Annotated in this window: 18 protein-coding genes; 10 read left to right on the top strand and 8 right to left on the bottom strand. The window is 74.5% G+C overall.

Going from position 1 to position 23,804, the window contains the following annotated elements:
* Positions 1 to 184 precede the first annotated feature (184 nt).
* Positions 185 to 1,831: an acyl-CoA dehydrogenase family protein gene (locus DBP14_RS05375; protein WP_129305888.1), complete on the bottom strand. Its 1,647-nt coding sequence runs from the start codon at positions 1,829 to 1,831 to the stop codon at positions 185 to 187.
* Between the two features lie 130 nt (positions 1,832 to 1,961).
* On the opposite strand from DBP14_RS05375, the gene DBP14_RS05370 reads away from it, so the two are divergent.
* The gene (locus tag DBP14_RS05370; protein WP_241740814.1) at positions 1,962 to 3,137 is read left to right on the top strand and encodes a YihY/virulence factor BrkB family protein; all 1,176 of its coding nucleotides are present in this window, start codon (positions 1,962 to 1,964) and stop codon (positions 3,135 to 3,137) included.
* A gap of 405 nt (positions 3,138 to 3,542) precedes the next feature.
* On the opposite strand, the gene DBP14_RS05365 is transcribed toward DBP14_RS05370, so the two are convergent.
* A complete protein-coding gene (locus tag DBP14_RS05365) occupies positions 3,543 to 4,493 on the bottom strand; it encodes a LysR family transcriptional regulator (RefSeq protein WP_241740813.1) in 951 nt (316 codons plus the stop codon).
* Positions 4,494 to 4,548: 55 nt separating this feature from the next.
* Here DBP14_RS05365 and DBP14_RS05360 point away from each other — a divergent pair, with 55 nt between their 5' ends.
* Positions 4,549 to 5,793: a putative sulfate exporter family transporter gene (locus tag DBP14_RS05360; RefSeq protein ID WP_241740812.1), complete on the top strand. Its 1,245-nt coding sequence runs from the start codon at positions 4,549 to 4,551 to the stop codon at positions 5,791 to 5,793.
* A gap of 278 nt (positions 5,794 to 6,071) precedes the next feature.
* On the top strand, positions 6,072 to 6,683 hold the full coding sequence (locus DBP14_RS05355; RefSeq protein WP_129311692.1) for a membrane lipoprotein: 612 nt from the start codon (positions 6,072 to 6,074) through the stop codon (positions 6,681 to 6,683).
* A gap of 22 nt (positions 6,684 to 6,705) precedes the next feature.
* Here the strand turns inward: DBP14_RS05355 and DBP14_RS05350 are convergent, their stop codons facing one another.
* Positions 6,706 to 7,725 carry a DUF5954 family protein gene (locus DBP14_RS05350; RefSeq protein WP_129305886.1) on the bottom strand — a complete coding sequence of 340 codons (1,020 nt, stop codon included), beginning with the start codon at positions 7,723 to 7,725 and terminating at the stop codon, positions 6,706 to 6,708.
* 243 nt (positions 7,726 to 7,968) lie between these two features.
* On the opposite strand from DBP14_RS05350, the gene DBP14_RS05345 reads away from it, so the two are divergent.
* The 3 genes from DBP14_RS05345 to DBP14_RS05335 all read left to right on the top strand — a co-directional run bounded on the left by DBP14_RS05345 (position 7,969) and on the right by DBP14_RS05335 (position 10,818).
* The gene (locus tag DBP14_RS05345) at positions 7,969 to 8,832 is read left to right on the top strand and encodes an isocitrate lyase/PEP mutase family protein (RefSeq protein ID WP_129305885.1); all 864 of its coding nucleotides are present in this window, start codon (positions 7,969 to 7,971) and stop codon (positions 8,830 to 8,832) included.
* Positions 8,829 to 9,092: a hypothetical protein gene (locus DBP14_RS05340; RefSeq protein ID WP_241740811.1), complete on the top strand. Its 264-nt coding sequence runs from the start codon at positions 8,829 to 8,831 to the stop codon at positions 9,090 to 9,092. The genes DBP14_RS05345 and DBP14_RS05340 overlap by 4 nt, the downstream gene beginning before the upstream one ends.
* Before the next feature lie 157 nt (positions 9,093 to 9,249).
* Positions 9,250 to 10,818: a carboxylesterase family protein gene (locus DBP14_RS05335; RefSeq protein ID WP_206739425.1), complete on the top strand. Its 1,569-nt coding sequence runs from the start codon at positions 9,250 to 9,252 to the stop codon at positions 10,816 to 10,818.
* A 150-nt stretch (positions 10,819 to 10,968) separates the two neighbouring features.
* On the opposite strand, the gene mmuM is transcribed toward DBP14_RS05335, so the two are convergent.
* Both mmuM and DBP14_RS05325 read right to left on the bottom strand, forming a co-directional pair.
* On the bottom strand, positions 10,969 to 11,895 hold the full coding sequence (gene mmuM / locus DBP14_RS05330) for a homocysteine S-methyltransferase (RefSeq protein WP_129305884.1): 927 nt from the start codon (positions 11,893 to 11,895) through the stop codon (positions 10,969 to 10,971).
* Positions 11,896 to 11,904: 9 nt separating this feature from the next.
* The gene (locus DBP14_RS05325; RefSeq protein WP_129305883.1) at positions 11,905 to 12,477 is read right to left on the bottom strand and encodes a TetR/AcrR family transcriptional regulator; all 573 of its coding nucleotides are present in this window, start codon (positions 12,475 to 12,477) and stop codon (positions 11,905 to 11,907) included.
* Between the two features lie 99 nt (positions 12,478 to 12,576).
* Here DBP14_RS05325 and DBP14_RS05320 point away from each other — a divergent pair, with 99 nt between their 5' ends.
* Positions 12,577 to 13,854, top strand: a complete 1,278-nt coding sequence (locus DBP14_RS05320; protein WP_129305882.1) for an MFS transporter — start codon at positions 12,577 to 12,579, stop codon at positions 13,852 to 13,854.
* 35 nt (positions 13,855 to 13,889) lie between these two features.
* On the opposite strand, the gene DBP14_RS05315 is transcribed toward DBP14_RS05320, so the two are convergent.
* Entirely contained in the window at positions 13,890 to 16,757 is a 2,868-nt protein-coding gene (locus tag DBP14_RS05315; protein ID WP_129305881.1) for a glycoside hydrolase family 2 TIM barrel-domain containing protein, read from the bottom strand.
* Between the two features lie 16 nt (positions 16,758 to 16,773).
* Complete coding sequence (locus DBP14_RS05310) at positions 16,774 to 18,042, bottom strand: ROK family protein (RefSeq protein ID WP_129305880.1); 1,269 nt, start codon at positions 18,040 to 18,042, stop codon at positions 16,774 to 16,776.
* 245 nt (positions 18,043 to 18,287) lie between these two features.
* On the opposite strand from DBP14_RS05310, the gene DBP14_RS05305 reads away from it, so the two are divergent.
* The 3 genes from DBP14_RS05305 (at position 18,288) to DBP14_RS05295 (ending at position 22,372) form a co-directional block, all read left to right on the top strand.
* On the top strand, positions 18,288 to 19,295 hold the full coding sequence (locus DBP14_RS05305) for a hydroxyacid dehydrogenase (RefSeq protein ID WP_129305879.1): 1,008 nt from the start codon (positions 18,288 to 18,290) through the stop codon (positions 19,293 to 19,295).
* Between the two features lie 84 nt (positions 19,296 to 19,379).
* Positions 19,380 to 20,729: a radical SAM protein gene (locus DBP14_RS05300; protein ID WP_129305878.1), complete on the top strand. Its 1,350-nt coding sequence runs from the start codon at positions 19,380 to 19,382 to the stop codon at positions 20,727 to 20,729.
* A 143-nt stretch (positions 20,730 to 20,872) separates the two neighbouring features.
* A complete protein-coding gene (locus DBP14_RS05295) occupies positions 20,873 to 22,372 on the top strand; it encodes a cellulose-binding domain-containing protein (protein ID WP_129305877.1) in 1,500 nt (499 codons plus the stop codon).
* Positions 22,373 to 22,393: 21 nt separating this feature from the next.
* Here the strand turns inward: DBP14_RS05295 and DBP14_RS05290 are convergent, their stop codons facing one another.
* Entirely contained in the window at positions 22,394 to 23,770 is a 1,377-nt protein-coding gene (locus DBP14_RS05290) for a tannase/feruloyl esterase family alpha/beta hydrolase (RefSeq protein ID WP_129305876.1), read from the bottom strand.
* Positions 23,771 to 23,804: the final 34 nt, after the last annotated feature.

Raw genomic sequence — 23,804 nt, 5'->3', positions numbered from 1 at the left:
TCTTGGCCTCCAAGGGGCCCAAGGGGCGGGGGTGGTGCCGTGTCGGCGCAGCACCACCCCCGCTGTGGGCTTTGGCCGGTTTCGCGGTTCCGGGTGCGTGGTGGCGGTGCGTCGGCGGCCGCGGGTCCGTGGTGGTCACTCGCGCAGTTCCCCGCGCCCCTTGGGTGGGACCACTTGCCCTGGATCAAGACGTCGGGGCTGCTCTGTCCACGACTGCCTTGAGGTTCAGGCCTCTTGGCAGGGTGCCGAAGGTGGCGGCCTGGTCCGGGGTGAGGCGGGAGGCGCAGAAGGCGTCGGAGACCTCGGGTGGGGCGTGGCGGGTCAGGAGGGATGCCTGGAGGATCAGGGCGAGGCGTTCGGCCAGGCGGCGGGCGTGGGGCTCGCTGCCGTCCAGGTCGGCGAGTTCGGTGAACAGGGCTCTCACCGCGCGGTCGAGGCGGTGGTCGGTGCCGTGGGCGCGGCCGATCTCCGTGAGGCAGGCGTCCAGCGCGGCCGGGTCCTGCCGCAGCACCCGCAGCACGTCCAGCGCCTGGGTGTTCCCGGCGCCGTCCCAGAGGGAGTTCAGCGGGGCCCCGCGCACCAGCCGGGGCAGTCCCGACTCCTCGGCGCAGCCGTCGTCGCCCAGGCACTCGGCCGCCTCGACCGCGACCGGCGTACACCGTTTGGTGATCCAGTACTTGGCGGCCGGCACCGCGAGCCGCAGGAACGCCCGCTCCTGCTCGCCGTCGTCGTCGTGGGCCGCCGCCAGGCGCAGCGTGAGCGCCGTCGCGGCCTCCGACTCCAGCGCGAGGTCGGCCAGCACGTTGCGCACGAGCGGCTGGTCGGCGAGCCGTCCGCCGGACGCCTCCCGGTGGGCGCAGTGGTGGATCGCCCGCGCCACGGCCTGCCGCATCAGACCGGCCGAGCCGAGCGCGCGGTCCAGCCGGGCCGCGGCGGCCGTCCCGGCGAGGACCTGCTCCCCGCGCCCCTCCTCGCCGACCCGGCGTGCCCAGGTGCCCTGGAAGTCGGCCTCGGCGAAGGCGCTGGAGCGGTTGCCCGGCAGGTCCCTGAGCCGCTGGAGGAGGAAGACGTTGCGGCTGCCGTCGGCGAGGACGCGCGGCACCAGGAAGCAGGTCGGGCCGCCCGGGGCGTCGGCCAGCACCAGGAACGCGTCCGACATGGGCGCCGGGCACGGCCACCGCTGCCCGGTGAGCGCGTAGGCGCCGTCCTCGGCGAGCGGGCGGGCCGTGACATGATCCGCCCGCGGGTCTCCGCCGGCCTGCTCCCCGGTCCTGCCCGTCCCGCCCGTCCCGATCAGGACGCCCGGCTTCTGTCCGGCCGGCCGGGGATCACGGTCGTAGACCGTGGACGCGATCAGCGGCTCCCAGACGGCGGCCAGGTCCGGGTCGGCGCGCAGCGCGGGCACCGCGGCGTGCGTCATGGACAGCGGGCCGCAGGTGCCCGCCTCGACCTGGGACCACACCAGGAACGCGGCCGCCCTGCGCACATGCCCGCCCGGCCGGCTCCAGGCGCCGGTCAGTCCCGCCGACACGCCCTTGCCGAGCAGCCGGTGCCAGGCCGGGTGGAACTCGACCTCGTCGATCCGGTGGCCGTAGCGGTCGTGTGTGCGCAGCCGCGGTGGATGCGCCTCCGCCTGCGCGGCCCACTCCTGCACCGGCGCCGAACCGGTGGTGCGGCCGAGCGCGGACAGCTCCTCGTGGGCCGCGTCCGCCGGGCCCGGGCCGAGGTGCCGTTCGACCGCCTCGACGAGGGCGCGGTCGGCGCCGAACACGTCGTAGCCGGACAGCGGGGGCGGCTGGTTCGTCACGGTGTGGGTGGAGGTGCCTGCCATGCAGCTGAACCTACCCGGGACGGCGGCGCTCACCGCCCGGCCCCGCACCGCGCCGGGCCGGCGGGCGCCGCACCCGGGGAGCGGCCCCCGGGAGGTGAGAGCGGCCCGGTACGGCGGATACCGTTAGGGCGTGCAGCCAGCAAGTGAATCCCCAGAGCGGCCCGCCGGCCGGCTCCACCGGGCCCGAGCCCTCTACCGGAACGTCTCCAAGCGCAGGACCGCCTGGCTGCTGCTGAAGGACACCGTCAACTCCTGTGTGGAGTACCGCATCCTGGGGCTCGCGGCCGAGGCGGCGTTCTTCACGCTGCTGTCCGTGCCGCCGTTGCTGCTGAGCCTCATCGGGCTGCTCGGCTACGTCGACGCCTGGACCGGCGCCGACACCATCAAGAGCCTGGAGAACAACCTCCTGGACGCGTCCCGCACCGTTCTGTCGGACAAGGGCGTCAAGGAGATCGCCGAGCCGATCCTGCACGACGTGATGAAGGGCGGCCGGCCCGACGTCATCTCCATCGGCTTCCTGTTCGCCCTGTGGTCCGGGTCCCGCGCGGTGAACGTCTTCATCGACAGCATCACCGTCATGTACGGCCTCGACGGCGTCCGGGGCATCGTCAAGACCCGCATCATGGCCTTCCTGCTGTTCATCGTGGCCCTGCTGATCGGGTCGATCGCGCTGCCGCTGATGGTGGCCGGGCCGGACGCGGTGGTGCGGATCGTGCCCTGGTCGGAGACGGTCGTCCAGGTGCTGTACTGGCCCGTGGTCATCGTCCTGTCCATCGTCTTCCTGACCACGCTGTACCACGTGTCCGTGCCGGTCCGCTCGCCCTGGATCGAGGACGTGCCCGGCGCGCTGGTCGCCCTCGCCATGTGGGTCCTCGGCAGCTTCCTGCTGCGCATCTACCTCACGGCCACCATCGAGGGCGCCACGATCTACGGCTCCCTGGCAGCCGCCGTCGCCGTGCTGCTGTGGATCGGCATGTCCGCGTTCGCCGTGCTCGTCGGGGCCGCGGTGAACGCCGCGATCGACCGGGTCTGGCCGGCCGCCGCGACGGCGGCGGCCCGCGCGGCCAACGAGCGGCTGCGGGAGGCGCAGGTCGCCGAGTACGTGGCCCGCGCCGCCGCCGCCCGCGAGGCCGACCCCGACGACCCCGACATGCCCTCCGAGTTCCCCGAACGCTGGTCCCGCTTCCTCCCCCCGGAGGACGTCACGGCCCGCCTCCGCACCCACCCCCGCCACCCCTCCCCCCACAACGGCTCCCACACCCCGTCCAAACCGGGCGACAACGGCTCGACACCTCCTGGCGTGTGACGGGGGACCGGGGTCGCCCTTTCGCCGGGCCCCTGCCCAGGCCCCTGCCCGGGCAGCTCCGGCTGCGACGGCTCGGCCCTCCCCGTTCCGTGATCGGGACTGGGCTTCCGCCGCTCCCACAACCCGGGCGGCCCCGGGTGACAACGACTCGGTCCCCCGGCCCCCACCGGGACGGGGCCGGCATTCCTCCGGGCGCCCACCCCGGACAGACCCACCGGCGAGGGTGTGGCACCACGGGCCCGGAGCGGGGCCGGACCGCCCTTCCTCCAGGCCTCCGCCCGGATAAGGCCCGGCGGTGACGACTCGGTGTCCCCGGCCCGTGGACGGCGCCGGGCGCACGTGGGTGGTCACGAGCCGGCACCGCCTCGGCGCCGGGTCGTCTCCGGTCGTGGGGCTGCGGGACCCCTACCCCCCGCGCGCCTCCCGGCCCCCGCCCGCCGCCTCGCGGGCCACCGCGACGAGTTCCGCCGCCGGGCCGACCAGGCGGCGGCCCGTTGGCCAGACCGCTCGTAGTTCGCGGGTGAGGTCGATGCCGGCGACGTCCACCGCGACCAGGCGGCCCTCGGCGATGTCGCCGCGTACGGCCAGTTCGCTCAGCACCGACGGGCCGGTGCCGGCGATGACCGCGCCGCGGACGGCGGCCGTGGAGCCCAGTTCGACCAGGGGCCAGGCACGGTCGCAGCCGGCCAGGTGCAGCGCCCGGTCGAGGGTCTGCCGGGTGCCGGAGCCGCTCTCGCGCAGCACCAGCGGGGTGCGCGCCAGCTCCCGCGCGGACAGCGCCTCGCGTCGGCGCGCCCAGGGGTGACCGGGGTCGGCCACGACCACCAGGCGGTCCTCGGCGACCTGCCGGGTCGACATCACCCGCGCCAGCCGCGGCCCCTCGATGAACCCGATGTCCGCCTCCCCGGACTCCACGAGCCCCGGCACGTGCTCGCTGTTGGTCACCTGCAGCCCGATGTACAGCTCGGGCCGCCGGGCCCGCAGCGTGCTGATCCAGACCGGCAGTAGATACTCCGCGATGGTCAGGCTCGCGGCGACCCGCAGCTCGGCCTCTCGCCGGTTGCGCAGCTTCTCCGCGCCCGCGAGCAGCTCGTCCAGCTCGTCGAGGACCCGGCGCGCGTGCCCGGCGACGAGCTGCCCGGCGAGCGTCAGCCGGGAACCCCGGCGGGTCCGGTCGACCAGCACCAGCCCGAGCCCGCGTTCCAGCGTGGAGAGCCGGCGGCTCGCGGACGGCTGCGAGATCCGCAGCCGCTCGGCCGCCCGGCCGAGGCTCCCCAGGTCGGCGACGAGCACGAGCAGCCGCAGCGACTCCAGGTCGGGCGTGCGGAGCGGGAGGGAGGCGGAAGTCTCTGTCACAGGCCCACGGTAAGACTCACAGCCCCACGTCATGACCCGGTCATGCAGTGCCGCTATGACCTCTTGCCCGATCAAGGGCTACAGCCCCCGCCCGTGGGCCACCACAGTGGTGATCATGCATGACGTCAATCCTCGTCCGGCCGTCACTCCGTGGCTCACCTCGGGCGCCGCCGCCCGCGCCGCCCGCGCGGCCACGACCCGCCTCCCCGGCCTCGCCCTCGCCGTCGGCATCGCCGCGGTCGCCACCTGGGCCGGCCGGCTCGTCCCGGTGGTCGGCGGCCCGGTGACCGGCATCGTGCTCGGCGTGCTGGTGGCGCTCGCGGTGCGCCCCGGGGAGCGGCTGCGGCCCGGCGTCGCGTTCGCGGGACGCCAGCTGCTCCAGGCCGCGGTGGTCGTCCTCGGCGCGCAACTGTCGCTCGGCCAGGTGCTCCGGGTGGGCGTCGGCTCCCTGCCCGTCATGATCGTCACCCTCGGCGCCTGTCTGGGGGCCGCCTACTGGCTCGGGCGCCGCCTGGGCATCGTCCGCGACCTGCGCACCCTCATCGGCGTCGGCACGGGCATCTGCGGCGCCTCGGCGATCGCGGCGGTCACCCCGGTCATCGGCGCGGCGGAGGCCGAGGTGGCGTACGCCGTCTCCACGATCTTCGTCTTCAACATCGCCGCCGTCCTCACCTTCCCGGTCCTCGGGCACCTGCTCGGCATGGGCCAGCACGCCTTCGGACTGTTCGCGGGCACGGCCGTGAACGACATGTCGTCGGTGGTCGCCGCCGCCACCACCTACGGCGGTCCGGCCGCCGACTACGCGGTGGTGGTCAAGCTGGCCCGCACCCTGCTGATCATCCCGGTCTGCCTGGCCCTCGCCGCCCTGACCCGCCGCCGCGCCCAGCGGGAGGCAGCGGCGAGCGCGGCGGCCACGGCGAGCGCGGGGGAAACGGCCGGCGCGACGACCACGGCGAGTGCGGGGCAAACGGTCCCGGCCGCGCCCAAGGCGGCCCTCACCGCAGCGGAGACGGCCCCCGGCCGCCCCGTGCGGATCGGCGGCCTGGTCCCCTGGTTCCTCGTCGGATTCCTCGTCCTGGCCGCCGTCAACACCGCCGGCCTCGTCCCGTCCGCCGCGCACGGCCCGCTCGGCACACTCGCGGTGTTCCTGATCACCGTGGCCCTGTCCGCCATCGGCCTGTCCACCGAACCGGCCCGGCTGCGCCGCACCGGCCCCGCCCCGCTGCTCCTCGGCGGCTGCCTGTGGCTCGTGGTCTCCGCCACCAGCCTGGCGGCCCAGTTCCTCACCCGGTACGTCTGACCGGCCGCGACGCCGGCGCCCGGCAACTCGGAGGCGGTGCGCGGCCGTTAGGGCCTGTATTGAGTTCCCCGTCTGCCTCGCGACGCCTGGCACGGCACCTCGCCGCACGCCCGCTTCACCCGAGTACGCCCAGTACGAGGGCGAAACGGGCGCACGGCGATGCACCGCACCAGACGCCGCGAGGCCGCCCTCCGGGCGACGACGGGGAACTCAATACAGGCCCTAGTGCCGACCAGGTGCGCCTCGGCCTGGAACACCTGTACGGCACCATGGAGCGCATGATCCGTACCGTGCGCGTCCTGCCCCTGCTGTTCCTGCCCGTCCTGCTCACGGCCTGCGGTACCGAGAAGGCCGACCACACCCCCGGCCGGGCGGCGGGCGGCGCCTCCTCGGCCCCCGGCCCCTCGGCCCCCGCCTCCGGGCCCGCCGCGTCCGCCACCCCCGACCAGGCCGAAGTCGACGCCCGGGTCAGGGCGCTGGGCGTCGCACCCGAGCTGGTGTACGTCACCGACGTGTCCGGCTACACCCCGGCCCGCCAGTCCGTCGGCGTGAACGGTGACGACGGCTTCTCCGTCTCGTACACCGCCGAGGACGGCGCCGTACTGACCCTGTTCGTGGACCGGGTCCCGCCCGCCCCCGCCGACTGCCCCGGGGACGAGGAGTGCGTGGTGCCGGAGAAGGGCCGGGTCGTCCGCCTGCGGGGCGAGAAGGTTCCGCGTTCGGTGCTGCGCGCGGCGGCCCGCGCCGTCCACCGCCCCTCCGCCGCCGAGCTGGCCGCCCTGCTGCCCGATCCCCGGCCGGACTTCACGGACGGCGTGCCGGTGCAGCGCGGCGACCTCCCGCCGGGCGGCGGCGCACCCGACAACAGCGTGCCCGAGGGCGCCAGTTGACCGGCGGCGGGAGCCGATCCGGTCAGTCGTGGACGATCGTGCCGTCCTCGTGCATGGTCGGGTGCATCTTCATCGGACCGTACTCGTCGACGTCCGAGGGCCGGGGTGTCTCCGGTCCGTCCGGGCCGACGCGCAGCATCCGCTGGACCCGGCAGATCCGGAACACCCGGTCGTCGACGCGGAACTCGTCGGCGCGCTCCAGCGCCCGGTACTCCGCGGCCGCCTCCGCGTACCGCGCCTTCCGGGCGGCGTCGTACTCGTAGAGCATCGCCCATATCTCGTTCATGCCGTCGTACAGCATGTGCCGGGCGTCGTGCGGGGTCGGCATCAGCGCCCCGAGCGGCTGCCAGTCGCCGTCCCCGCCCCGCTCGGCCACGCTGAAGGCGGTCGGCAGCAGCACGAGTTCGGGATGGCTGGCGACCGCCCGCTCGGAGTCCTCGCGGACGTCCGCGGGGAACCGCTCGCCCATGTAGGAGAAGGTCCGCAGCCCCAGTTTCAGCGCGCCCGCGGCCGGGCCGTCCGTGACCCGCGGATCGAGGACGAAGCCGGCGTCCCGCAGGGGGCCGGAGCGGCTCCGCCCGTCCCAGGAGCGTTCCATCGGCTCCGGGTCCGTGGGCCGGGGCGGCTCCAGACCGTCCTCGCCGACCCGGGTGAACTCGTCCGCCCGCACCACCCGGTAGCGCACCCCGCACGCCTCGATCTCGTCGGCCGGCTCCCGCTCCAGCACGGCGACCGCGTCCAGCAGTTCCCGTCGTACGCCGGGGTCGTCCGTCTCGTCCTTGGCGGTGAACCACAGGTGTGAGTTCAGGCCGTCCCGCGCCATCTGCGGCATGCCGTCCGTCACCGGCTTCAGCAGCCTCCAGCGCGGCCCCCGCGCCGGATCGAGCACCGCGATCCCGAACACGGGCCCGCGCAGCGCGAGATGGGGATACCGCAGGGACGCCTCGACCGCGTCGACCTCCCGCACCCAGGCCGCCGGGTCGTCCCGGCGCACCAACTCCTCGTGCAGCGCGTCCAACTGTCGCTTCCAGCCATCACTCATGCGCACAGTGTTACCGGCTCGGGGCGGACGCCGTGACCCGAACGGCCGAACAGGGTCCTGCGGCCCGGACCGTACGGCTCCCCGCGTGACGTTTCTGCGGTGAATCGGCTCCGCCATTGGGGTGAGTAAAGCTCGCGCGAGGAGAAGGTCACGTGAATATCTAGAGATGCTCTTGGCTTGGTAAAGGGCGTCGAGACGTGCGGTCCCCGCCGCATGTCACCCACCCACAGGAGGAGCCGGACCTTGACTCACGGAAACCAGCTGCGCGACAGCATCGCCGGGCCCGGGACCACACCGCTGATCGGCGTGTACGACATGTACTCGGCGTCGATCGCGGCCAAGCACTACGACGGGATGTTCGTCTCGGGCTTCGGCTTCGCGGCCTCGTACTACGGACTCCCGGACATCGGGTTCATCGCCTGGCCGGACATGGTGGCCTTCGTGCAGCGCCTGCGCGGCGCGTTCCCGCACCACCACCTGCTGGTCGACATCGACGACGGCTACGTGGACCCCGAGGTCGCCTGCCACGTCGTCGAGGGGCTCGAACGGATCGGCGCCTCCGGCGTCATCCTGGAGGACCAGAAGCGGCCCCGCCGCTGCGGCCACGCCGACGGCAAGCAGGTGCTGCCGCTGGAGGAGTACCTGGAGAAGCTGCACCGGGTGCTGGAAACCCGCAGGGACCTGGTGGTCGTCGCCCGCACGGACGCCACCGACGAGCACGACATCCTGCACCGGGCCGAGATGCTCGCCGCCACCGACGCCGACGTCGTCCTCGTCGACGGCGTGCGCAGCGTGGAGTGGATCAAGCGCATCCGCGAGGTCGTCGGCGACAAACCGCTGCTGTTCAACCAGATCGCCGGCGGCAAGTCCCCGCGCCTGTCCCTGGGCGAACTGTCCGACCTCGGGGTCGACGTGGCGATCTACAGCACCCCCTGCCTGTTCGCCGCGCACGAGGCCATGGACAGCGCGCTCACCGGCCTCAAGGCCGCCGACGGCCGCCTGCCCCAGGTGGACCCGGCCGCCGGCGTCGGCGTCAAGGCGTCGACCACGCTGCTGGAGCGGAACATCGACCCCGGCCGGCGCACCCCCGAGGGCGTGGGCGTGTGAGGCGTACCGGGCCCGTCCCCCGGCTCGGGGCGGCCGCGGCGCTCGCCGCGGCCGCCCTGGCCGCCGCCACCGCGCCCGCGGTGGCGGCCGGCGGCCTGATCACGGTGATCGACAACTCCAACGCCGACTCCATCCTGGAGGTCGACCGCACGGCCAACGTCCAGACCGGCAGCGGCACCGCCGGAAGCGACCACGACGGCAGCGCCGTGGACGTGGTGGAGGCCCTGATGGGCGCGTCCGACGACGAAGGGGAGGAGTAGGCGAAAGGAAACGGTCGGGCACCCCGTGCGGGAGGTGCCCGACCGTACGCGTGCCTCGCCCTCGACAGGCGCGTGACGGCCTGTGCGCGGGAATATATTCAGGCGGTACGACGCTGTGAAAAGACCGGGCATGAGCACGGCGAAGGGCTGGTGGGCGATGACGGGAGAGCAGAGCGGGCCCGTGGTCAGGACGCCGCACGGAGCCGTACGCGGCCGGTACGAGGACGGCGTCGCGGTGTTCCGCGGCATCCCGTACGCCGCCCCGCCCGTCGGCCGTCTGCGGTTCCGGCCGCCCGAGCCGCCCGAGCCCTGGGACGGCGTACGCGACGCAGGGTCCTTCGGGCCGACCGCGCCGAAACCGCCGTACTCCGAAGCCTTCGCCCAGTACCTGTCCGACCCCGACATCCCCGGCGACGACTGCCTCAACCTGAACGTGTGGACCCCCGAGCCCGGCCCCGGCGCCCGGCTGCCCGTCCTGCTCTGGCTGCACGGCGGCGCCCTGACCAGGGGATCCTCCGCCGTTCCCGTCTACGACGGCCGGGCCTTCGCCCGCGACGGGGTCGTCTGCGTCTCCGCCAACTACCGGCTCGGCCTCGAAGGCTACGGCCTCTTCCCCGACGCCCCGCCCAACCCCGGCCTGCGCGACCAGCTCGCCGCCCTGCGCTGGGTCCACCGGTCCATCGCGGCCTTCGGCGGCGACCCCGGCCGGATCACCCTGTGCGGCCAGTCCGCCGGCGCGATCAGCGCCGGCATCCTGCTCGCCGCCCCGCAGAGCCAGGGCCTCGTCCGGCGGGCCGTGCTCCAGAGCGGCGCGCCGGAGGTGTCCACCCGCGACAAGGTGCGGCGGATGGTGCGCCGCGTCGCCACCCGGCTGAAGATCCCCGCCACCGCCGAGGCCTTCGCCGGCGTCGACCCCGGTCTGCTGCTGCGCACCCAGGCCGAGGTCGGCCGGCTGAGCAGCCCCGTCCTGGGCGGCCCCGCCTTCGGCGTCGTCGTCGACGGAGACCTGGTGCCGGGCGACCCGCTGAAGGCCATCGTCGACGGGGAGGCCGCCCGGGGCGTCGACCTGCTGATGGGCTGGACCCGCGACGAGTACCGGCTGTGGCTGGTGCCGGGCGGCCTGGTGGAACGCGTCGACCGGCTCGGCGCGGTCGCCCTGGCCGGGGCCATGGCCCGCTGCCACGTCGGCCACGAGGTGCCGCGCGGCTACCGCGCCCTGCACCCCGACGCCGGCCCCGCCGAGATCGTCGGCCAGATGGTCACCGACCACATGCTGCGCGTGCCCCTGCACCGGCTCGCCGACGCCCGGCCCGGCGCCTCCTACCTCTACGAGTTCGCCTGGCCGTCCCGCCTGCCCCACCTCGGCTCCTGCCACGCCCTCGAACTGGGCTTCGTCTTCGACAGCGGGGACATCCCCGAGTCGGCGAAACTCGCCGGCGCGGGCGCCCCGCAGGAGCTGTGCGACGCGATGCACGGGGCCTGGGTACGGTTCGCCACCAGCGGCGACCCCGGCTGGCAGCCGTGGGACGTCACCCACCCCGTGCGGGTCTTCGACGACGGCCCACCGCATACCGCATACGGTCCACGGGACGCGGAACTCGCCCTCTGGTCGACCGCCCCGAGGGTCCCCGCGCCGCCCCCGCCCGCCGAACCCCGCGCCCCCGGCGCCGAACTGGCCGCCGCCATGCGCCGCCTGCGCCGCTCGGTGGGCGCCCGCCGCAGATGAGAACGACGTCCCGTGGGCGCGGGACGCTCAGCCCGCGCAGGGTGCGCGCGATGCCGGCGATCCCCGCCGGCTCCACCCGCCCCCGCCCGCCGAACCCCGGGCCCCCGGCCCGCCGCAGATGACAGCGACGCGCCGGGGGGCGCGAGACGCTCAGCCCGTGCCCAGGGTGCGCGCGATGCCGGCGATCCCCGTCGGTCCCACCCGGCAGCACCCGCCGATCAACCGTGCCCCGGCCGCCCGCCACGCCTCGGCCCGTTCCGTCCGTCCCGCGCCGAACGTGACGCGCCCGTCCCAGGCCCGGGCCCGCGCGTCCCAGGTCTCCCCGCTGTTGGGATAGACGACGACCGGCTTGCCGGTGACGTGCGCCGCGATCTCCACCGCCCGGTCCACGTCCTCGGGCGCACAGCAGTTCACACCGACCGCGACGATCTCCTCCACCGGCGCGGCGAGCGCGAACGCCTCCTCCAGCGGCTGGCCGGCCCGCGTCCGTACACCGTCGACGGTGTACGACAGCCACGCCGGCACCCCGAGCCCCCGTACCGCCCGTAGCAGCGCCTCCGCCTCCGCCGCGTCCGGCACCGTCTCCAGCGCCAGGACGTCCGGCCCGGCCCCGGCTAGCACCTCCAGGCGGGGCCGGTGGAACCGCTCCAGCTCGGACACGCCCAGCCCGTACCGCCCGCGGTACTCCGAGCCGTCCGCGAGCATCGCCCCGTACGGCCCGGCCGACGCCGCCACCCACAACGGCCGCGTCACCCCGCCCGCGTGAGCCTCCGCCACGGCGTCCCGGGCCAGCTCCACGCTCAGCGCGAGCAGCCGCGCCGCCTCCGCCCGGCCGGTGCCGCGCCGGGCGAAGCCCTCGAACGTGGCCTGGTAACTGGCCGTGATGGCCACGTCGGCGCCCGCCCGGAAGTAGGCCAGGTGCGCCGCGGTGACCGCCTCCGGCCGGTCGGCCAGCAGCCGCGCCGACCACAGCTCGTCACTCAGGTCGTGCCCGGCCGCCTCCAGCTGACTGGCCAGCCCGCCGTCGAGGACGAGCGTCCCGGCGCCGAGCGCCCGGGCGAAGGGGGTGCTGCTCATGGCACGACGCTACGTCTGCCGGGGCCAGTGCTCCAGCGTCACGTGCAGGGCGTCGATCGCCCGGTCCCAGGACGCCTGCACGTCCCGGGCCGCGCCGAAACCGCCCGCGGACTCCAGGGCGCAGTAGCCGTGGAAGGTGGAGCGCAGCAGTCGGACCGCGTCGGTCAGGTCGGGTTCCTCCAGGCCGTACGCGCGGAGCATGCCGTAGGTGATCTCGGCGGTGCGGCGCAGGGCGGGGGAGTCGGCGATCAGCGCCTGGTCGATCCGGATCTGGGTGGCCGCGTACCGGCCCGGATGCTCCAGGGCGTAGGACCGGTAGGCGCCGGCGAACGCGGCCAGCGCGTCCTTGCCCGCCCGTCCGGCCACGGCGCCGGCGATCCGCTCGATCAGCTCGCCGCCCGCGTACAGCGCGAGCCGGACGCGCAGCTCCTGGAGATTGCGGACGTGCGAGTACAGGCTGGCGTCCTTCACTCCGAACCGCCGGGCCAGCGCGGACACGCTGACCCCCTCGAACCCGGCCTCGTCGGCCAGTTCGGCGGCGGCCCCGACCAGCCGCTCGACGGTGAGCCCCGCACGGGCCATGCGTCACCTCCTCGGACATCCAGGGAAAATCCTAGGCCCTCTAGGGAGCCGCCCTGTTAGCGTGCGCGGGAGCCAGGCCAACCGGAGGGGTACGCGAGCTTGTTGAAGAAACCGTTCGTCGGGAAGGGCCGTGCGTCCACCGGACCCACGCCCCTGGGCAGACAGCGGGACTTCGGCATCTTCTGGGCCGCCCAGACCCTGTCCGTCCTCGGTGACGCCTTCGCCCTCATCGCCCTGCCCCTGCTGGTCCTCCAGGCCACCGGATCCGTGGCGAGCATGGGCCTGCTCACCGCCGTCGGCGGTGCCGCCTCCGTGCTCGCCGCCGTCTTCGCCGGCACCGTCGTGGACCGGGTCGACCGGCGCCGTCTGCTCATCGGCTGCGACCTCGTCCGCATGGTCCTGTACGGCCTCATCCCCGTCGTCTGGGTCTTCGGCGCCCGCGTCTGGCTGCTGTACGCGGTCCTGCCCGTCTGCGAGGCCGTCGGAACGCTGTTCGCCGTCGGCTACGTCACCGTCGTCCGCGGCCTCGTCGGCACCGGCCGGCTCACCGAGGCCAACGGCCGGCTGAACGCCACCGCCGCCCTCGCCGGGGTCCTCGGCCCGCTCGGCGCCGGCCTGGTCGCCGCCTGGACCGGACCCGCCGGCGCCGTGGCCGTCGACGCCGCGAGCTTCGCCGTGTCGGCCGCCTGCCTGTCCCTCGTACGACTGCGGCCGCGCCCCGCCGACGACGGCTCGGCCGAGGCGGCGCCCGCCACGGCCGGGGCCGGTGGCCTCTGGCGGGACCTGCGCACCGGTGTCGCCTTCCTGTACCGGCACCCGGTGCTGCGCTCGCTGACCGTGCTGCTGTTCGGCTTCAGCTTCTTCACCCTCGGCCTGAACGACCTGGTGATCTACCACATCAAGCACGACCTCGGCCACGACGACGGCACCGTCGGCACGGTCATGGCGGCCGGCGCCGTCGGCAGCATCGCCGGCTCCCTGCTCGTCGCCCGGGTGCGCCGCCGGGCGGGCTTCGGCCCCACCTGGATCGGCTCGGTCACCGTGTGCGGCCTGGCCTTCGCCGGCCTGGGACTGCTCCATCCCGTCGTCGCCCTGGCCGGCCTCAGCGCGGCCTTCCTCGCCTGCGTGGCCATGGCCGGCACCTGCTCCATGTCCCTGCGTCAGGAGGTCACCCCGGAACACCTCCTCGGGCGGGTGACCTCCGCCTTCTGGACCCTGCACTACTCCGCCGCCCCCGTCGGCGCCGCCGTCCTGACCTGGGCGGCCGAACAGCACGGGACCACCCCGGTCGCCGCGCTCGCGGGCGGCGCCTGCGTCCTGATCGCCGCGGCCGCCCTCCTCACGCCGGTGCGCCGGGCCGCCCACGGCGAGACGTGACCCGCGGCGTGGCGTGACCCGCGGCGGCCCGGGGATCAGCCGGCCGCGGAGAAGACGAAGGTGAACTCCGCCGGTTCGGCGTGCAGGTGGTACTGGGGGAGCGGGCCGGGACCGCAGGACTGGGAGCCGATGCCGTGCTGGGCGTGGTCCAGGTTGACCCAGACCGTATTCCCGGGGGTCAGGTCGGTGCGGTGGGCGGCGGCGTCCAGGTGCTCGGTGTTCCAGCGGCGGGCGGCGAGGAGGAACTCCGGATCGCCCTCGACGCGCAGGCCGCCCAGCTCGGCCCAGCGGACGCCGATGCGGGCGCCGTTCTCCTGCGGACGGACGTACGGCGTCTGCATGCTGTCCACCGTCGACTGCCAGCGGCCGACCGCCGCCGCCGTCCTGGTGTCGGGATACGCCTCGCCGGGACCGCCCCCGAACCACCGCACACGGTCGGCCGCAGACAATCCGAAGCGGATGCCCAGCCGGGGCAGCGGGAGCGTCCAGTCGCCCTCCGGCTCGACGGAGACGGTCAGCCGGAGCCGGTCTCCGTCCGACTGCCAGCGGTATACCGTCGACAGCGCCAACTCCCGGGCGGCCGGCGCCACCCGGGTCCGTACCGTCAGCCCGTCGTCGCCCCGCTCCACCGCGTCCAGCCGGTGCCGCATGCGGTGCAGGCCCAGCGTGCGCCACAGCGGGCCGAGGCGGACGCCCTTCTGCCAGTCCGCGCCGTCGTCGTTGTCGGTGGTCGCCCGCCACACGTCCAGGCGCAGCCCCGTCACCTCCACGTCGCCGAACCGCTGCAGCGCGCCGGTACGGGCGTCGAACGCGGCGGGGCCGAGGGTGATCAGCCCGTCGGCCCGCACCGGGCGGACGAGGACCGGGAACGACGGGACCGTGCGGGCGGACACCGGGAACTGGCCCCAGGCGACTTCATGCCCCCGCCGCGCCCACGCCGTGTCGGCGGCCAGGACGGCCCGGACCGTCCAGAGGGCCTCGCCGGCGGGGGCCGCGGGCGGCGGCTCGGGCAGCTTGACGTCGGCGGACGCGCCCGGGGACAGCGCCGGCACCTCCAGGTCCCCGCGTGCGACGGACTCGCCGTCCACCTCGTAGGAACAGGTGAACGCGAGGCCGGACAGGTCGGCGAAGTCGTACTTGTCGGTGACACGGATCGTGCCGTCGCGGGCGTCGCCCTCGATCGCGACCGGCTCGATCACCTTCTTGTACTCGGCGAGGCCGGGGGAGGGCCGCCGGTCGGGGAAGAGCAGGCCGTCGCAGACGAAGTTGCCGTCGTGCAGCTCTTCCCCGAAGTCGCCGCCGTAGGCGTAGCCGTACCGTTCGTCCTTGACGCCGTGGTCGATCCACTCCCAGACGAAGCCGCCCTGGAGCCGGTCGTAGCGCTCGAACAGCCGCTGGTAGTCGGCGAGTCCGCCGGGGCCGTTGCCCATGGCGTGGGCGTACTCACAGAGGATGAAAGGCAGTTGGCGGCGTCGCAGTGTCCCGCCGTCCAGGTGCCGGCCGATCCGCTCGACCTCGGCGTGACCGGCGTACATCCGCGAGTACATGTCCGTGTCGCGGCAGTCGACGTCGCCCTCGTAGTGCACGAGCCGGGAGGGGTCGCGGCCGTGGATCCACTCGGCCATCGCGGTCAGGCCCCGGCCGGTGCCGGCCTCGTTGCCGAGGGACCAGATGACGACGGACGGGTGGTTCTTGTCCCGTTCGACCGTGCGGGCCGCGCGGTCGAGCAGCGCCGGGGTCCAGCGGTCGTCGTCGACGGGGTTGTCCCGCCAGCCCTGTTCGGTGAAGCCGTGGGTCTCCAGGTCGCACTCGTCGATCACCCAGAGCCCGTACTCGTCGCAGAGGTCGAGGAAGGCGGGGTGGGGCGGGTAGTGGGAGGTGCGGACGGCGTTGACGTTGTGCCGCTTCATCAGCAGCACGTCCTCGCGCATGGTCTCCGGGTCCAGCGCGCGGCCCGTCTCCGGGTGCCACTCGTGCCGGTTGACGCCCTTGAAGAGGACGGCCCGGCCGTTGACCTTGATCAGCCCGTCCGACAGTTCGACCGTGCGGAAGCCGACGCGCAACGGCACCCGTTCGCCCCCGGTGTCCAGCACCCCGTCGTACAGCCGGGGGATCTCCGCCGACCACGGCTCGACCGGCACCGTCACCTCCTCGCCCGTCGCGACGTCGATGCCGAGGTGCGGGACGGTCACCCGGCCGGCGGCCTCGGAGTCGACCCGCAGGGTGCCCGTGCCGTGCGCGTGGTCGTAGGAGGCGTGCACGAAGAAGTCCCGGGCGCTGTCCACCGGGCGGTGCAGCAGGGTGACGTCCCGGAAGATGCCCGGCAGCCACCACTGGTCCTGGTCCTCCAGGTACGAGCCGGCCGACCACTGGTGGACACGGACCGCCAGGACATTGTCTACAGTCTTCAGAAGATGGCCGACCGTGAACTCGTGCGGCAGCCGGGAGCCCTTGAACTCGCCGAGTTCCGTGCCGTTCAGCCAGACGCGGGCACAGGACTCCACACCGTCGAACCGGAGGACGGCGTCCCCGTCGGCCGGGGCGGGCCAGGGGGCCGGCAGGTCGAAGTACCGCAGGTGGTCACCCGCGGGGTTCTCGGTGGGGACCCGCGGCGGGTCCACCGGGAACGGATACACGTGGTTGGTGTAGGCGGGCGCCCCGTGCCCCTGGAGTACCCAGTGCCCCGGGACGGCGATCTCCGCCCAGCTCCCGGCGTCGTAGCCCTCGGCCGCGAAGGAGTCGTCCTCGGCGTCCGCCGTCCCGGACAGCCGGAAGCGCCAGGAACCGCCCAGGGAGAGGGACGGGGCGTCGGAGGACGCGTACCAGGCGCGGGGCGGCAGGGCTCCGCGCCCCGGGGAGACGTCCTCGACGTAGCCGGTGCTCGTACGGGTGCTGAAGGTCATCGGTCGGTCTCCTGGCTCAGCCGGTGATGCCGGTCTGCGAAGGCTCTGCGGCACGGCTCCCCGCAGGGGCTGTGCGTCCGGTGGTGGCCGGCCGCCGGCCGGCGGACCGCAGCGCGCCCTCCAGCGCGAACGTGGCCGCGCCGAGGGACACCGGGTCGGTGGGGATCGGGGACAGGACGATCTCGGTGGCGGCCAGCGGCCGCCGCAGCGCGTGCCGGGCGACCGCCTCGCGCACCTCGCCGAGCAGCGGCTCGCCCAGCCGGGACGCCACCCAGCTGCTGAGCACCACCACTTCGGGGTTGAGCAGGTTGACCAGGTCGGCGATGCCCGCACCCAGGTAGCGGGCCGTCTCCCGGACCACGCCGAGCGCCACCGGATCGCCCGCGGCGGCCGCCCGCGCCAGCGCGTCGACGGTCGCGGTCTGGTCGTCCGGATGCAACAACGGGGAGCCGGGCTCCCGTTCGCGCAGGTGCCGCATGATGCCCGGCGCGCCGACGTACGTCTCCACGCAGCCGCGGTTGCCGCAGTGGCACGGCCGGCCGTCCAGCACGAGGGTGGTGTGCCCCCACTCGCCGGCGCTGTTGCTCACCCCGCGGTGCAGCCCGCCGCCCAGCGCCAGACCTGCGCCGACGCCGGTGCCGAGGTTGACCACCACGGCGTCCTCGCGGCCCCGCGCCGCCCCGAACCACAACTCGGCCACCACACAGGCCCGCAGCGGATTGTCGAGGTACAGCGGGTGGGGGATCCGCCCGGCGAGCAGATCGAGCAGCGGTACGTCGTGCCAGTCCCAGTTGGCCGCGTACTCCACGACCCCCCGGTCCCGGTCCACCTGGCCCGGCACGCTCACGCCGACGCCGAGCACCCGGGACGCATCGGCCCCTGCCCGGTCCACCACCGAGCCGACGGCGGCGGCGACACGGCCGGCCACCTGCTCCGGACGGCTCTCATCGGGCCGCAGATCCTCCTCCGCCCGGGCCACCACGTTCAGCGCCAGGTCGAACAGTTCGGCATGGACGTACGTCTCCGCGATGTCGACGCCGATCAGGGCGCCGCCGGACGGATGGACCGCGACCAGCCCGCGGGGACGGCCGCCGGCCGAGTCCTCGAACCCGACCTCCGTGATCATCCGCAGGTCCAGCAGCTCGCCGACGAGCGTGGCGACCGTGGCCAGGCTGAGCCCCGTGGCCGCCGCCAGCTCCTGCCGGGAGGTGGGGGAGCCGGCGATGATCTGGCGCAGCACCTCGTACCGGTTCGCGGTGCGGATGTCACGTGACGTGCGCTTCACGGAACCCTCGTGTCCTTCCCGTCCCGGCCGGGCCCCTGGGCACCGGCGCGGGGGTCAGGCTATGAGCCGGCCGACACTTCTGCAAGGGGTTGGGAAATGGGCCATATGAAGCCGAGGCCGCCGACGGGCGTCCGGCCGGCGGCGGGTGCGTCCGTTGACCCTCTCCAGTGCCGCGACCTACCGTAGAGAGCGCTTGCTGTCGGCGCGCTCGCCGTCAGCGCGTCCCCGAGCCGGAAGGCACGCCCTTGCCCGACCGCCCCCAGGCACTCTTCGCCATGACGGCCCGGAACGTGCCGCACCTCTTCCCGCCCGGCCTCCTCCAACGGCTCGGCGCGTACGTGGACATCGATCCCACGCTGGTGGCGCACGACTTCACCGACCCCCGGGTGCGGGACACCCTGGCCCGCACCGAGATCCTGATCACCGGCTGGGGCTGTCCCGTCCTCGACACCGCCGCACTCGACGCGGCACCGAAACTCCGTGCCGTGCTGCACGCGGCCGGCTCGGTCAAGGGATTCGTCACCCCCGACGTCTGGCGGCGCGGCATCGCCGTCTCCTCGGCCGCCGCCGCCAACGCCCTGCCCGTGGCCGAGTACACGCTCGCGATGATCCTCCTCGCCGGCAAGGACACCTTCGCCGTCCGCGACCGGCTGCGCGACCGGCGCACCTTCCCCTACGGCGACATCGTCCCCGGCGCCGGCAACCACGGCCGCCGCGTCGGCGTCGTCGGCGCCTCCCGCATCGGCCGCCGCCTCATCGAACTGCTGCGCCCCCACGACCTGCGCGTGAGCCTGGCCGACCCGTACGTCGACGACGCCGAGGCGGCCCGCATCGGTGTGCCGCTGCTGCCGCTGGACGACCTGCTGAGCGCCTCCGACATCGTCACCCTGCACGCCCCGCACACCCCCGAGACCCGGCACCTGATCGACGCCGCCCGGCTCGCCCTGATGCCCACCGGATCGGTGCTGGTCAACACCGCGCGCGGCGCGCTCGTCGACCACGGGGCGCTGATCGGGGAACTGCGCACCGGCCGCATCAGCGCCGTCCTGGACGTCACCGACCCCGAACCGCTGCCCGCCGACTCGCCGCTGTTCGACCTGCCCAACGTCGTCCTCACCCCGCACCTCGCCGGCTCCCAGGGCAACGAACTGGCCCGGCTCGGCCGGACGGTCGTGGAGGAGGCCGGACGGCTGTCCACGGGCGACGGTCTGCTGCATACCGTCGACCGGTCGACGCTGGAGCGAACCGCCTGACCCGCCTGACGGGACCCGGCACGGCCCGGCCGGGGGCAGGGGCATACGGTGAGGGGTGAACGCCTGAGCCGGGAGGAGATACGGATGGGCAGTCGCACCGCGCTGGTCGAGGATCTGATGGAGCGCTTTCCGCACGTGCCGCGGGAGGCCGTCTTCAAGGAGGACCTGCTCCGCGGAGGCGTCGCCTTCGACCCCTCCGCGCTCAGCGACACCGCCAACGAGGCAGCCGGCGAGGTCAAGCCGAAGTCGTACTTCATCTTCTCCTTCGACCACGGCACCCTGCCCGAGCTGGGCGAGGCCGCGCTGCGCCGGCCCCCGGAGGAGATCATCCTCACCGGCGGACCGTACGACCTGCGCCGCACCGTCGTCTCCGTCCGCGTGAACCCCGCGTCCCCCTACCGGGTCGCCTCCGACGAGCACGGGCAGCTCGGCCTGTACCTCGACGGCAAGCGGATCTCCGACGTCGGCGTACCCCCGATGCCGGAGTACTACCGGCACACCCTCGCCAACGGGAAGTCCGTGATGGAGGTGGCCCCCACCATCCAGTGGGGCTACCTGATCTATCTCACCGTCTTCCGGGTCTGCCAGTACTTCGGCGCCAAGGAGGAGTGCCAGTACTGCGACATCAACCACAACTGGCGCCAGCACAAGGCCGCCGGCCGGCCGTACACAGGGGTCAAGGACGTGGACGAGGTCCTCGAAGCCCTGGAGATCATCGACCGGTACGACACCACGAAGGCGTCCACCGCCTACACCCTGACCGGCGGCGCCATCACCTCGAAGGTCTCCGGCCGCGACGAGGCCGACTTCTACGGCCACTACGCCAAGGCCATCGAGGAGCGCTTCCCCGGCCGCTGGATCGGCAAGGTCGTCGCGCAGGCCCTGCCCAAGCCGGACGTCCAGCGGTTCAAGGACTACGGCGTGCAGATCTACCACCCCAACTTCGAGGTGTGGGACGAGTACCTGTTCAAGATGTACTGCCCCGGCAAGGAGCGCTACGTCGGCCGCGACGAGTGGCACAAGCGCATCCTGGACTCCGCCGACGTCTTCGGCGCGCGCAACGTGATCCCCAACTTCGTGGCGGGCGTGGAGATGGCCGAGCCGTTCGGCTTCAAGACGGTCGACGAGGCCATCGCCTCCACCACCGAGGGCCTGCGCTTCTTCATGTCGCACGGCATCACCCCTCGCTTCACGACCTGGTGCCCGGAGCCCACCACCCCGCTCGGCAAGGCCAACCCGCAGGGCGCGCCGCTGGAGTACCACATCCGGCTCCTCCAGGCCTACCGTCAGACCATGGACGACTTCGGCCTGTCCTCGCCCCCCGGCTACGGTCCGCCCGGACCCGGCAACGCGGTGTTCTCCGTCAGCTCCTTCATGGACAGCCTGCCGGCGCAGGAGCCCGCCGGGACGGCCGGGGAGCCCGCCGAGGTGTGAGCCCGGCGCACGGCGAGCGGATGTGGAAACGCGGCTTGTCAGTTGTGTCGAGGACGTGAAAGGCTCTGTGCCCTGCCGCGAGGGTCCCTCCAACTCCGATTTCCCTGTGGTGAGTTGACCTCGCTCGTGGACGCGGGAGTCCCATGCCCGACCTGCCGGCCCCCCAGGGCCCCACCGAGGCCGCCCTGTTCTCCGAGTGCTGGGACGCGGTGCTCTCCTACGCCGACCTGTGCACGTCCGGCTCGCTGACCGCGCACCAGCTGGCCACGGAGGCGTTCACCCGCGGCATGCGGGAGATCCGGGCGGCCTCGGCGCCCACCGTGCGGGCCGCCGGCCGCCGCTCCACCCGGCTGCCCGTCATCCCGGCGCTCCTCACCGCCGTACGGGAGACGGCCGCCGCCTGGGAGGCCGGCGGCCAGGGCCACAAGCTGGACCCCGACCTGCGGCTCTGGCTCAACTCCCCCCAGGCCGCCCGCTACACCGGCCCGCCCCTGCGGCGGCCCGTCGCGCTGCGCGGCCTCCGGGACATGCAGGAGGGGGACGCCGCGCTGCTGTGGCTCGCCGAGGCGGAGGCGCTGCCGCTGCCCGCCGTGGCCCGCCGTCTCGGCCTGGACCCGGCCACGGTCGCCCTAGAACTCGACGAGGTCCGCGCCCTGTTCCGGGACCGCTGCCACCGCGCCCACCGGGACACCCCGATGGATACGGAGTGCCGCAGCTACGCCCGCCTCCTGGACGCGGTCACCCGCTCCGCGGGCGCCGACACCCCCGAGGACCTGTCCCGGCACCTCGCCACCTGCGTGCAGTGCGCGGAGGCCGCCGCCTGCCTGCGCCTCCACGGCGGTGGACTGCCCGCCGCCCTGACCGGCGGGGTGATCGGCTGGGGCGCCCTCGCCTACCTGGAGCGCCGCCGCCGTGCCGCCGAGGTCCGGCTCGGCGCGGGCCGGCCGGGGCAGGCCGGACCCGAACCGGGCGAGGACAGGGAGGGCACGGGCCGCCACCGGCTCCTGCTGGGCGGGCTGCTGGGCACCGCCGTCCTGCTGTCGGCGCTGGCGCTCGGCGCGTCGCTGATGCCGTTCGGCGGTTCCGCCGCCGACACCGCGGCCGTGCACGACGACAGCCGGCCGGTCGCCGACCCGGCCACCTCCCAGGCCGCGCCCGTCCCGAGCCCCTCCCGCTCCCGGGCCTCCGCCCCCGCCCCCCGGCCGTCCGTCACCCACCAGTCCGCGACCCCCACCAGGGCGGCGACCGGCCGCGCGAAGCCCGGGCCCGGCCCCGAACCACAGGGCACGGCCACCGCCACCGCCTCCGCTTCCGCCGGCCCCGGGACCGCCGCCTGCCGGGTCTCCTACCACCTGGACGGCCAGTGGCCCGACGGCTTCCAGGCCACCGTCACCGTCACCACCGCCGGGGCGCTCAGCGACTGGCGGGTCGCCTGGTCCTTCCGCGACGGCCAGCGGGTCGGCCAGATGTGGGACGCCACCGCGCGGCAGAGCGGCTCCCGTGTCACCGCCGTCGCCGCCGACTACAACCGGTCCGTCAGCGCCCACGGCACCCTGTCCTTCGGCTTCCTCGCCTCCTGGCAGGGCCGGAACCGGGCGCCGTACGCCTTCACCCTCAACGGGGCGCCCTGCGCCGCGGGCTGACCCCGAGCGGCGCCCGGCCGGTCACCAGGTACGGATGTCGGTGTCGTCCACCCCGTCGCGCCACGGCACGGTGCGGCCCGCCGGCGGCTCGACGCCGTTCTCCACCCATTCCTCCAGCGCCCGGAAGACCGTGCGGAAGACGGGCGTGAGCGGGCGGAGCCGGCCCGGGTGCAGATCGCAGAAGCCGTCGACGTGCGTCCCGCCCTCGATGCGGTACTGGCGGTGCAGAGCAGCCCGGCCCGCCCCGGCCACCAGCTCGGCGTAGGCGTCCGAGTGCAGGGCGATGGGCAGCAGCGTGTCGAGGGTGCCGTGGAACGACAGCAGCGGCCGGCCGATCGCCCCGGTCAGCGACACCCGGGCGACCGCCTCGTGCACGGCGGCCGGCCGCGTGGCGTAGTCGTAGTCCGCGTCGCCGCCGGGCGTGCCGGCCCCGGCGAACGGTGTGCCGGTGCTCGGCAGGCCGGGCCCCGGGTAGTCCGGGTCGAAGACCGCCCGGTAGGTGCGCTGGGTGAAGTCCCAGTAGACCTGGTGGTGCGCCGCCCACAGGAACTCCGAGCCGGCGGGCAGACCGGCCGCGAGCAGCCGCCGGTGCGCGGCCGGGTCCCCGGTGTCCCGGTAACGCGGATAGTGGGCGAGGAACGCCGGCAGGTGGGTCAGTAGGTTCGGGCCCCCGGCCCGCCACAGCGGGCCCTCCCAGTCGACACCGCCGTCGTAGAGGTCGGCGTGCCGCTCCAGCTGCACCCGGGTCGCGTAGCCGCCGTTGGAGACCCCGGCGACGTACAGGCGGTGCGGCTCGGCGCCGTAGTGGGCGCGCGCGGTGGCGCGGGCGGCCACGGCCAGCTCGGCGAGCCGCCGCTCCCAGTCGGCCAGGACGTCGCCGGGCCGCTCGCCGGCGGAGTGGAAGTCCGGTCCCGAGTTCCCCTTGTCCGTCGTGGCGCAGGCGTAGCCGCGGGCGAGCAGCCAGTCCGCCATGATCCGGTCGCAGGCGTACTGGCGGCGGATGCCGGGAGCGGCGGTGACGACCAGCTTGCCGTTCCACGCGTCCGGCAGGCGGAGGACGAACTGGGCGTCGTGCCGCCACCCGTGGTGCGTGTTGAGGCCGGTCGCCGCGGGGAAGCAGCCGTCGATCTGCGTGCCGGGGACCGGCACGGGCCGCTCCTGCCAGCGGTCTTCCGCCGCGTGCAGGCCCTCCCAGTCGGCCGCGACCGTGTGCCCGGACCGCAGCGTGCCGGCCGTGGTCAGATCGTCGAGGACCGCCGACTTCTGGAGTTCGGCCCCCGGCACGGAGACCGTCGCCCGGTGACGGGACCCGGAGTGCGGAGCAGGAGTGTGCAGAGCAGCGGGGTGCGGAGCCGGGGGGTGAGCTGCGGGCGGAGTGGCGGGGCCGGTGTGGGTCATCCCTGATCTCCTGTGCGTCGAGGGGCGGGCCGGG

This window comes from Streptomyces sp. L2 (assembly GCF_004124325.1).
Taxonomy (GTDB): Bacteria; Actinomycetota; Actinomycetes; order Streptomycetales; family Streptomycetaceae; genus Streptomyces.
Note: the sequence above shows the minus strand (reverse complement) of the source record. Positions and strands in the feature narration are given on the sequence as shown.

Bases quoted from the DNA above. Each gene is read 5' to 3' on its own strand.
- DBP14_RS05335 (WP_206739425.1), top strand. From the start codon at position 9,250: ATGACGGGAGAGCAGAGCGGGCCCGTGGTCAGGACGCCGCACGGAGCC.
- DBP14_RS05315 (WP_129305881.1), bottom strand. From the start codon at position 16,757: ATGACCTTCAGCACCCGTACGAGCACCGGCTACGTCGAGGACGTCTCC.
- DBP14_RS05290 (WP_129305876.1), bottom strand. From the start codon at position 23,770: ATGACCCACACCGGCCCCGCCACTCCGCCCGCAGCTCACCCCCCGGCT.
- DBP14_RS05360 (WP_241740812.1), top strand. From the start codon at position 4,549: ATGACCTCTTGCCCGATCAAGGGCTACAGCCCCCGCCCGTGGGCCACC.
- DBP14_RS05300 (WP_129305878.1), top strand. From the start codon at position 19,380: ATGGGCAGTCGCACCGCGCTGGTCGAGGATCTGATGGAGCGCTTTCCG.
- DBP14_RS05375 (WP_129305888.1), bottom strand. From the start codon at position 1,831: ATGGCAGGCACCTCCACCCACACCGTGACGAACCAGCCGCCCCCGCTG.
- mmuM (WP_129305884.1), bottom strand. From the start codon at position 11,895: ATGAGCAGCACCCCCTTCGCCCGGGCGCTCGGCGCCGGGACGCTCGTC.
- DBP14_RS05295 (WP_129305877.1), top strand. From the start codon at position 20,873: ATGCCCGACCTGCCGGCCCCCCAGGGCCCCACCGAGGCCGCCCTGTTC.
- DBP14_RS05355 (WP_129311692.1), top strand. From the start codon at position 6,072: ATGATCCGTACCGTGCGCGTCCTGCCCCTGCTGTTCCTGCCCGTCCTG.
- DBP14_RS05350 (WP_129305886.1), bottom strand. From the start codon at position 7,725: ATGAGTGATGGCTGGAAGCGACAGTTGGACGCGCTGCACGAGGAGTTG.
- DBP14_RS05325 (WP_129305883.1), bottom strand. From the start codon at position 12,477: ATGGCCCGTGCGGGGCTCACCGTCGAGCGGCTGGTCGGGGCCGCCGCC.